General features: G+C 26.4%; 6 protein-coding genes and 1 pseudogene. All 7 read left to right on the top strand.

Annotated elements, in window-relative coordinates:
- On the top strand, positions 1 to 872 hold an 872-nt coding region (locus tag I6E31_12130; protein ID MCF2640707.1), incomplete at its 5' end, for an IS66 family transposase.
- Positions 873 to 1413: 541 nt separating this feature from the next.
- Positions 1414 to 2775, top strand: a complete 1362-nt coding sequence (locus tag I6E31_12125; GenBank protein MCF2640706.1) for a hypothetical protein — start codon at positions 1414 to 1416, stop codon at positions 2773 to 2775.
- 1075 nt (positions 2776 to 3850) lie between these two features.
- Entirely contained in the window at positions 3851 to 4591 is a 741-nt protein-coding gene (locus I6E31_12120; protein ID MCF2640705.1) for an adenylate cyclase, read from the top strand.
- A 462-nt stretch (positions 4592 to 5053) separates the two neighbouring features.
- A pseudogene (locus tag I6E31_12115) lies at positions 5054 to 6084 on the top strand (DUF1016 family protein).
- A 30-nt stretch (positions 6085 to 6114) separates the two neighbouring features.
- Complete coding sequence (locus I6E31_12110; protein ID MCF2640704.1) at positions 6115 to 7203, top strand: ParA family protein; 1089 nt, start codon at positions 6115 to 6117, stop codon at positions 7201 to 7203.
- A gap of 151 nt (positions 7204 to 7354) precedes the next feature.
- Positions 7355 to 8488 (top strand): transposase, encoded by a 1134-nt coding sequence (locus I6E31_12105; GenBank protein ID MCF2640703.1) that lies wholly within the window; start codon positions 7355 to 7357, stop codon positions 8486 to 8488.
- A 165-nt stretch (positions 8489 to 8653) separates the two neighbouring features.
- Positions 8654 to 9361, top strand: a complete 708-nt coding sequence (locus I6E31_12100; protein ID MCF2640702.1) for a hypothetical protein — start codon at positions 8654 to 8656, stop codon at positions 9359 to 9361.
- The last annotated feature ends 218 nt before the right edge of the window (positions 9362 to 9579 follow it).

Genomic DNA, 9579 nt, shown 5'->3' with positions numbered 1-9579 from the left:
CTGAACTTTTAATTGATGTTTTTAATCTTAAAATAAGTGAAGGAACAATATACAATACCCTAAAAACAGCTCATGCTAAACTTGAAAAAGTAGAAAATTTCTTTAAAGAACAGTTAGCAAAATCAGAAATTGCTCATGCTGATGAAACTGGAACTAAAGTAAATGGTTTGATGCGCTGGATACATTCTTTTTCAAATGATAAATTAACAGTACTTACTTCACATAGAAATAGAGGAAAAAAAGCAATTGTTGAAGCTGGAATTCTACCTAATTTTCATGGAATATTATCACATGACTGTTGGTATGCTTATGATTGTTTTAATGTTACTCATGCACTTTGTAATGCTCATCTATTAAGAGAACTTAACTTTCTAGAGGAAAATACAGATTTAAAATTTCCTACTAAAGTAAAAGATATACTCTTTACCTTAAAGGATATGATTGATTCAGGGACAGAAATAGATGAAAAAACAGAACTTGATTTTTATCTAAAATACATGTTTGCAGTTGAACAGGGATATTTAGAAGAAAGAATACACTATCCATTTGATAATACTCAAGTAGGAAGAGGTAAGAAAAAACGAAGTAAAGCCTTTAATCTTCTTAAAAGATTATCAAGATATGAAGATGTCCTAACATTCTTTTTAGAAAGAGATTCATCTTTGTTTACCAATAATGCTGCTGAAAGAGAAATTAGAAATGTGAAAATCAAAAGTAAAGTCCAAGGAGCATTCAGAAGCGATTTAGGAAGCGAAATTTATTGCAGAGTAAGAGGGTATATTGCGACAATGAAAAAGAATGGGCAAAATCAATATGAAGCATTAAAAAGTATTTTTGAGTTATGTGACATAATGCTTCCAGTAATCAGTTAAAAAGGAGAATCCGCACTAAGCAAATTCTCCTAATTTTAGCTGATTTTTTATTTTTTGTAACTACATAGCTGAGTAGTTACATTACGAGATTCTAAAATTTAGGTGATACGAAAAATGTCGCTTGATTTTAGAGTCTCTTTTTTTATATGCCGCCAAAAATTATAAAATCAAATATATTTTTAAAATTTTGATTGACTTTTCAAATGAAAACAAGTATCATTATTATAAGCAATAAAATAAATTAAAAAGAAAAAAGTAAATAAAAAAAGTTCCCACGGCGGCAACCAAGAAACTTTTTTTACTAATACTAACGAATAATCATTAGTTGTTTTTTTATTTGAGTAAATTTAATTAATTTACATCTATATACTACCATAGAAAAAATAAAAAATCAACTCCAAAATAAGTTGGTTTTATTTTTTTATCAGGGCTTAATGTCCAATAAAACAAATAATATATTAATATTTGTTAGTATTATAGGACTACTTTTTATGGAGGAATCTATGGTGCAAAAAATCCCTGAAGTAAGGAGGGGAGCGGTATGATTAAATCTAATCACGAGAAAAACGAACGCATTTATGATTTACTTACCCAAGATTCTTACTTCATACTAAACAGAAAGCTTAACTCTTATTGTGGTCTTGTACTTGGAGCTTTCATTGTATTCTTGCTTGATAAAGAAAAATATCATAAATACAATGGAGAACTTACCAAAGATGGTTATTTCTATGCTACAGATATGGATATAATGCTTATGACAGGGCTTACAAGTTCACAAGTATCAAAACTTAAAAACACAGCAGCTGAAAAAGAACTTGTATTTATAAAAAGAGAAGGTATTCCACTTAAAACTTACTACAAAATAAACCTTCAAAAAATTAATGATATAATGAGTCTTAATAAAACTGCTATGGAACTTTCTTATGAGAGAATCATTTTTGAAAATAAGGAGCAGGAAGATATATCAAATCTTTTGAATGTATCTGAAGCTACTTTATCAAATCTAACTTTTAAAGATTTAAGATTTATCTGCAAGAAATTTAAAGTATCTTATTCAGGTAAAAATACTAAGTTAGAAATAATAGAAAAGATATTAGAAGAAAAAGAAAAAATTCTTCAAGGTGGAACTCCTGCACAGGGTATTATACCAGTTAATCCTAAATCTGAAGCTTCTTCAGTTCAGGACTTAAAAAATATAACATTCAAAAATTTAAGAATTATGTGTAAAGAGTTAAATATAAGTTACTCAGGAAAAGATACAAAAGATGTTCTTATAAATAAAATAGCTGACTTCAAAGGCTTTTTAGAAGAAGAACCTGAAGAGGAAGACGCTATAATTCCTGAGCTTGTCTTTGATGAAAAAGATTTTGAAGAACTATTTAAAAAATTTGATATTTCATACACTTATAAAAATCAACAGGCTGTAAAAAAACTTAGAGAAAAAATGAGTGATAATGATGTAATTCTTTATTTAAAAGAAACTTATGAAAACATCAAGGCAACTCCTGAAGTTAAAAACATTGGAGCATTATTCTCTAGTAAAATTGCTAAAGGAGAAAGACAAGTTGTATCTAAAGCTTCTTCAAAAGAAAAGAAGACAGAAGAAAAAAAATCAGAATCTAAAAAAGATACTAAATCTATTTCTTATAATTCAATCAAAGAAGTAAAAAATGACATCTTTACACCTAATGAAGATGATGATAAGTTAATGAGTGAATATGAAAATTATTCTTTTGAAGAAAAAGAAAGAATAGAAAAAGAAGCTGTAGAACTATGTTCTTCATCACAAAAAATAAGCTTAACTTTTTTAAATGAGATGAGAAAAAATCCTATTCTATTTTCTTCAACAATAAGACCTTACATTATCAAAATCTTAAAGAAACACTTAGAAGAAGCTAGTTAGTTATAATATCAATAAATATCTAAGTGAACGAGGTGTGAGCGAAAAGATAATTTATAAAAAATTTAGTGAACGCATATGTGAGCGGAAAATAATTTATAAAAATTTAGTGAACAAATATGTGAGCAAACATAAAATTTAACTTTCACTTCTATAACTATAATAAATATCTAAGTGAACGAAGTGTGAGCGATATTATACTAGAAAAATCATCAATATTAAATTTTAAAGGCAGCTTACCAAGGCTGCCTTTTCTTTTAAAATCAGGCTTTCCATTTTAGTGAGCGGAAGTGAACGGCACAAATCAAAAATTATATAAAATCTAAAAAAATAAGTGAATCATTCCCTTAAAGTTTTTTATCAATTTATTCATTTAAAACTAATAAATATCTAAGTGAACGACTGTGAGCAAGATTTTATTAAAATTAATTTAGTGAACGATTTTTACTAATTTAGTGAACAAAAAAAATTAATTTAGTGAACGAATTTATAAAAAATTTTAACTTTAGTGAACGAAAGTGAACTAAAAATATGACTATCTATAAAAATTTTTTAATGTTTATAAACTTAATAAATACCTAAGTGAACGCATAGTGAGCGGAATTTACATCACTGTATCGTTCACTAAAAAATTTAATTTACAGTGAGCAAAAAAGCCACTCACTTGTGAGCGGAAAACTTGCTCACTTGTGAGCAGGATTTCTACACTAATCAATATCAAATAATCATTAACAAAAAATAAAATCAATGATTAAAATTAATGATATTGATTCTTAAATTTTAAAAACGATAAAAAAGGGGAAATACTTATGATAGACATTATAAAACAAGACCTTATAAATATTTCTGAAAAATTATTTGATACTCTTATAAAAGATAGAACAACTCAAAAAAATATTTATTGAGCTACAGATTATTATACAGATAAAGGAACTTCATATTTTCCTCAAGAACTTATAACAAAAAATTTAGTAATAAATATTAATATTAAACTTATTTGTCCATAAGTAGCAGAGGAAGAAATTAATTTTATAGAAGAAAAAATAAAACCTATGGAATAGAATTATAAGGTGATAAAATGTATGACTATCAAAAATCAAAAGAAACAGTTGAAAAAATATTAAAATCTTCAACTAAAATTGAAGAAAGGAGTACTATTCCTTTATCTGATTCGGAGTTTACTTATGAAAATGGAATTAAAGCGTGGGTAGGAGCTTTATTTATTGATATTGTAGATTCTAGTAAATTATTTAAAAGTCTAAATGAGAATACAGCTCGTATTATAAGAAGTTTTTGTTCAGAGATAATTTCAATTCTTAAAGATGACCCTAATTATCGTGAAATTGGTATTCGTGGAGATTGCGTATATGCTATTTATACTTCTCCAAATAAAAATGATGAATATGAATTAGCAGATAAAACATTTTATATTAATATTTATATGAGAATGTTAAATGAATTATTAAAAAAGCGTTCATTACCACAAATAAAAGTTGGAATTGGTATGTCTACAGCTCAGGAACTAGTGGTTAAAGCAGGGCGTAAAGATGTTGGAATTAATAATAAAGTCTGGATAGGAAAAGCATTTACAAAGGCTTCTAATCTTTCATCAATTGGAAATAAAAATGGAAATTCTCCTTTAGTTTATTCAGAGTCTAGTTATAATAACTTTATAAATTTGCTGGTAGAAAAAGACAAAACTAAAGACCCTAAAAGTTGGTTTACATATCATTCAGATGATAAAAATGGAGGATATTATACGGCAAATATTGTAAAAATAGGTTTTGATACTTGGATTTCTAATGGAATGGAAGATTAATTTCAAGAAGTCAACACAAAAAAATAAATTTTGATTGACTTTTTTGAAAAAATGTAATATGATATATAATATAAAAAGGAACTATAATATATCCCCTCCGCAAAGGTAATGTATTTAGCTCCTTAAAAATATTAAAATTATGGAGGTAGCATATGAAATTACATTACAATTTAGATGGAAGTGTTACTGTGGTTATTAAAAGAAAAGGAGAAGTTATCTTTGAACACCAATTCAAAACAGAAAAACATTATAGAGATTTCTTTGAATTGGTTTCTAAAAGATAATTTTGCAGCAATAGGATAAAAAAATAGAAAGGTTCTTAGAAATAAGAGCCTTTCTTTATATAAGACAAATAAAAAAAGGGCAACCTTACGATATACCCCCTCCGCACATTAATTATATCATAAACATATAGAAAAAACAATAAGAGTATTAAAAAAGACAAAAACTAAGAGGTTAAAAATGGTATTAGAAATTCAGGAAAAAATTATTTTTGAAGAAGTAAGAAAAATACTGCAAGAAGCTAGAAATAAGGTTTATAAAGCTACAAATAATGCTATGGTAGAGGCTTATTGGAATATAGGAAGAATAATAGTAGAAAAACAAAGCGGCAATGAAAAAGCTGAATATGGAATAGCACTACTAAAAAATCTTTCTAAAGAGATGACTAAGGAATTTGGAAAAGGATTTACAGTAGCTAATCTAAAAAATATGAGACAGTTTTATTTAACTTTTCCAAAAAGCTACGCACTGCGTAGCGAATTGAGTTGGACACATTATAGACTTCTTATGAGAATAGAAAATGAGAATGCTAGAAATTTTTATATAGAGGAAACTATAAAATCTAACTGGAGTACAAGGCAGCTTGAAAGACAAATAACGACACTTTTTTATGAGAGAATTTTATCAAGTAAAAATAAAGAGAAAGTTTTTCAAGAGATATATAAGCTAGAACCTAAAAAAATAGACCTGAAGATATAATAAAAGACCCTTATGTTTTAGAATTTTTAGGATTACCTGAGAATATAGATTTTTTAGAGAAAAACTTAGAGCAATCTCTTATAAATCATTTACAGAAATTTTTATTAGAACTTGGAAGAGGATTTTCTTTTGTTGCTAGACAAAAAAGAATAACTTTTGATGGAAGACATTTTTATATAGATTTAGTTTTTTATAACTATATTTTAAAGTGTTTTGTTCTTATTGATTTAAAACTTGAAGATTTAACTCATCAGGATTTAGGTCAAATGCAAATGTATGTTCATTATTTTCAAGAAGAAATGATGAATGAGGGAGATAATCCTCCTATAGGAATAGTTCTTTGTGCAGATAAAAGCGATTCAATAGTAAAGTATACTTTACCTAAAGGGGAAAAACAGATATTTGCTTCAAAGTATATGCTTTATTTACCAAGTGAAGAAGAGTTATTATTGGAATTAAGAAAAGAATATGATATATTAGAGCAGGAAAATAAATTAAAAACTGATGATTAAAATTTACCTGATTTTTGGAAGGGTGGTAAGATGAAAAAGAGAATAGGTATTTTTTATAAAAAAGAAAATCCAAATGTTATAAGTAGTGCAGTGTTAAATGTAGATAGAGAAATGATAGAGATTTTAGGTATCTCAATAAAAGAAAATGATATAAAATTTTCTTTTAAAGATAATAAAATAACAATACAAAAAGGAAGTTTTGAAAATCCTATTAAATCAAAGGATAAAAATATTATAGAAAAAAATATAAAACTTAATTTTACAAAAGTGTATAAGGATAAAGATTATTTAATAACTAGATTAAATATTCCTTCAGCAGTTATAAAGGCAATGAACCTTACTTCAGAGGATAATGAAGTAGAAGTTATAGAGGTAGATGATAAAATTGTAATAGAAAGGAGTAAAAAAGAGATGGGGAAAGTTTTTAGTATCAAAGTAAACAAAGGTGGAATTGGTAAAACTTTTTTAACTGTTCAGCTAGGATACGGACTTGCTATGCAGAACAAAAAAGTGCTATTACTTACATCAGATTCGCAAAATAATATTTTAGATTATACTTTATCTGATGATGAAGTTGATAAGATAGATTTCAAAAAAGACCTTAGATATTGTGTAATGAATGATAAGGTTGAAACAGTAAAACTAAGAACTAATCTTTATTTTATTCCTACTAAGAGTTCTCTTTTTACCGATAGATTCTTGGAAAAATTGCCTGAATTTATAAAGAAAATGCAAGAGGAATATGATTATATTTTAATTGACAGTATTCCTACAATGAAAATAGATAGTACTTTCGTTGCTTGTTCAGACAAAGTTATTATTCCTATGTTCTGTGATAATCCAACACTTAAAGGGGCTATAAACGTTATAAAAGAAACAGGAGTAGAAAAGATACATTCTATCATAGTTAATAAATATAGACCAACAGCAACTCAAAAAGGAATCTTAAAAGATATTAAAGAAGCAATAGAGGGAACAGATATAGTATTCCCTGAGCCTATTAAAGAACTTTCACAAGTAGAAACTTTAGCCAGAAAGGGTAAAACTATTTGGGAAAGTAGAGCTAAAATCCTTGCAGCAGCTCAAGAATCTTTATTAGATGTTATTCTAAAATTATAATTTTACTTTCTCGCACGGTGCGAGAAAGTAAAAAATAAATTGCATTGTGCTACTTAGTTATTAAAGAAGGAAGGCTTAGAACTGTTATTAAAAATATGTAAATTTATATAATATTAAATAACATAAAAAATGATTAAGGAGTTAATAGAAGATGATACTTGCGAAGAAAGTTAGAATTTATTCAACTAAAGAGCAAGAACAAAAATTGTGGCAATCTGTAGGAACTGCTAGGTTTATCTATAACTATACTCTTACAAAACAGGAAGAAAATTATAAAAATGGTGGTAAATTTATTAGCGATGGAACTATTAGAAAAGAATTAACTCAATTAAAGAAGTCAGAACTAACTTGGTTAAATGAAGTGTCAAATACTGTTGCTAAACAAGCTGTAAAAGATGCTTGTAATGCCTATAAAAGTTTTTTTAAAGGTTTAGTTAATAAGCCAAAATTTAAAAGTAAAAAGAAAAGTAAACCTAGTTTTTATAACGATCCTGTAAAATTAAAAGTTAAAGAGAAAAAAGTTTTGATTGAAAAAATAGGGTGGATAAAAACAAATGAACAAATACCAAGGAATGTTAAATATAATAATCCTAGAGTTACTTATGATAATAAATACTGGTATATATCCGTAGGAGTGGAAGTTGATAAAAAGCAGGAAGAATTAACAGATATTTCATTAGGTATAGATTTAGGATTAAAAGATTTAGCTATTTGTTCAGATGGAAAAGTTTTTAAAAATATTAATAAAACTAAAGAAGTTAAAAATTTGGAAAAAAGATTAAAACAGAAACAAAGACAAATTAGTAGAAAATATGAGATGAATAAAATTAAAAAAGAGGGAGGTGGACGTTGTCAATTTATAAAAACTAAAAATATAGAGAAATTAGAGAATACAACAAAACTAATACATAGGAAATTAGCTAATATTAGAAATAACTATCTTCATCAAGTTACAACAAATATAGTGAAAACCAAACCATACAGAATTGTAATAAAGGATTTGAATGTTTCTGGAATGCTGAAAAATAAACATCTGTCTAATTCAGTAAGAAAACAATGTTTTAATAAATTTAGAAAATATTTAACATACAAAACAGAGTTATATGGAATTGAATTAGTAATAACAGATAGATTTTATCCCTCATCAAAAACTTGTAGTGAATGTGGCTTTATAAAGAAAGATTTAAAATTAAAAGATAGAGTTTATAGATGTCCACATTGTGGAGCGGTGATTGATAGAGATTATAATGCTTCACTAAATTTATCTATGTATAAATTAGCATAATTTCAAAAAGAAGAAAATGCTAATGTGTAGGACGCGTTGTATCCGAATTTAAGCCTTTGGAGAGTTACATCAAATGAAAGTAGCTACGGCAAAATCAGATTCTGTGAAGAAGGAAATAAACAAATTTCTATATTTTTATAGATTTTTGGCAACGGCAGGACAATAATGGCAAAAGTAAATAATAGAACCCAAGAGTTATTTAAAGCAAAATTAGCAGCTAGAAAAAAAGAAACAGAAGAAAAAGCTGTGGTAGAAAATCAAGAAAAATCTTTAACACTACCTAATAATAATATGGAAAAGATTTTTCAAATACCTACAGATTTATATAATGACTTAACAGATGATAAAAACCTTATAGAATTTTTAAATAAAAAGACACTAGAGCTTTTAACAATAAATGGAGCAGGTAATATAATTATAGGAAAAGAACTTACAGAAGTTTTTGAAAAATTAGCAGGTCAAGGAAAAGATGGATTATATACTAGATTTTTACTTGTGTCAGGTTATAAACAAGATACAGCTTTGAGATATAGAAAAAGATATGAACTATACAAAAAAGCTAGTAATAATTCAGCTAAACATATAATCTCGATAATACCTGTAAAAGCTGTTGAAAAATTATATAAGGAACAAGAATTATTAGAGAAAATAGATATAGAAGGAATAGAATATCAAGCAGCTGTTGATATAATAAATAAAAAAGTAGAGCCATTATTAATTGAAGATTCTCCAAAAGAAGAGCTTGTTTTTGAAATGGAAGAACTAACATTCCTTCAAACTCAAATAAAAGAAAAATATGATAATTTGAATCAAAAGGAAAAAGATAAATTAAATAAGCTACTTTGTAAAATAAAATCTTTATTGGAAAAATAAGATAAAAATGATAAGTCAAACTTCAAAAAGGAAACAAATAATGGTAAATAAAACAGAAATAGAAAGATTAAAAAAAATAGAAAAAATCAAAATAGATAATCGTAACTACTCAGCTATAAATTAAAATTGAAGATTTGTTACTTGAAATCGTCAAACTTAGAAAAGAAATTGAAAAGTTAAAAATCGAAAATGAACAATTAAAAAGGGAAAATGCTATG

This window comes from Fusobacterium varium, from assembly GCA_021531615.1.
Lineage (GTDB): Bacteria > Fusobacteriota > Fusobacteriia > Fusobacteriales > Fusobacteriaceae > Fusobacterium_A > Fusobacterium_A varium_C.
This window is presented reverse-complemented; position numbering and strand designations above follow the sequence as displayed.

Excerpts from the sequence above, each read along its gene's own strand:
- I6E31_12120 (MCF2640705.1), top strand. The coding sequence starts at position 3,851 with ATGTATGACTATCAAAAATCAAAAGAAACAGTTGAAAAAATATTAAAA.
- I6E31_12110 (MCF2640704.1), top strand. The coding sequence starts at position 6,115 with ATGAAAAAGAGAATAGGTATTTTTTATAAAAAAGAAAATCCAAATGTT.
- I6E31_12125 (MCF2640706.1), top strand. The coding sequence starts at position 1,414 with ATGATTAAATCTAATCACGAGAAAAACGAACGCATTTATGATTTACTT.
- I6E31_12105 (MCF2640703.1), top strand. The coding sequence starts at position 7,355 with ATGATACTTGCGAAGAAAGTTAGAATTTATTCAACTAAAGAGCAAGAA.
- I6E31_12100 (MCF2640702.1), top strand. The coding sequence starts at position 8,654 with ATGGCAAAAGTAAATAATAGAACCCAAGAGTTATTTAAAGCAAAATTA.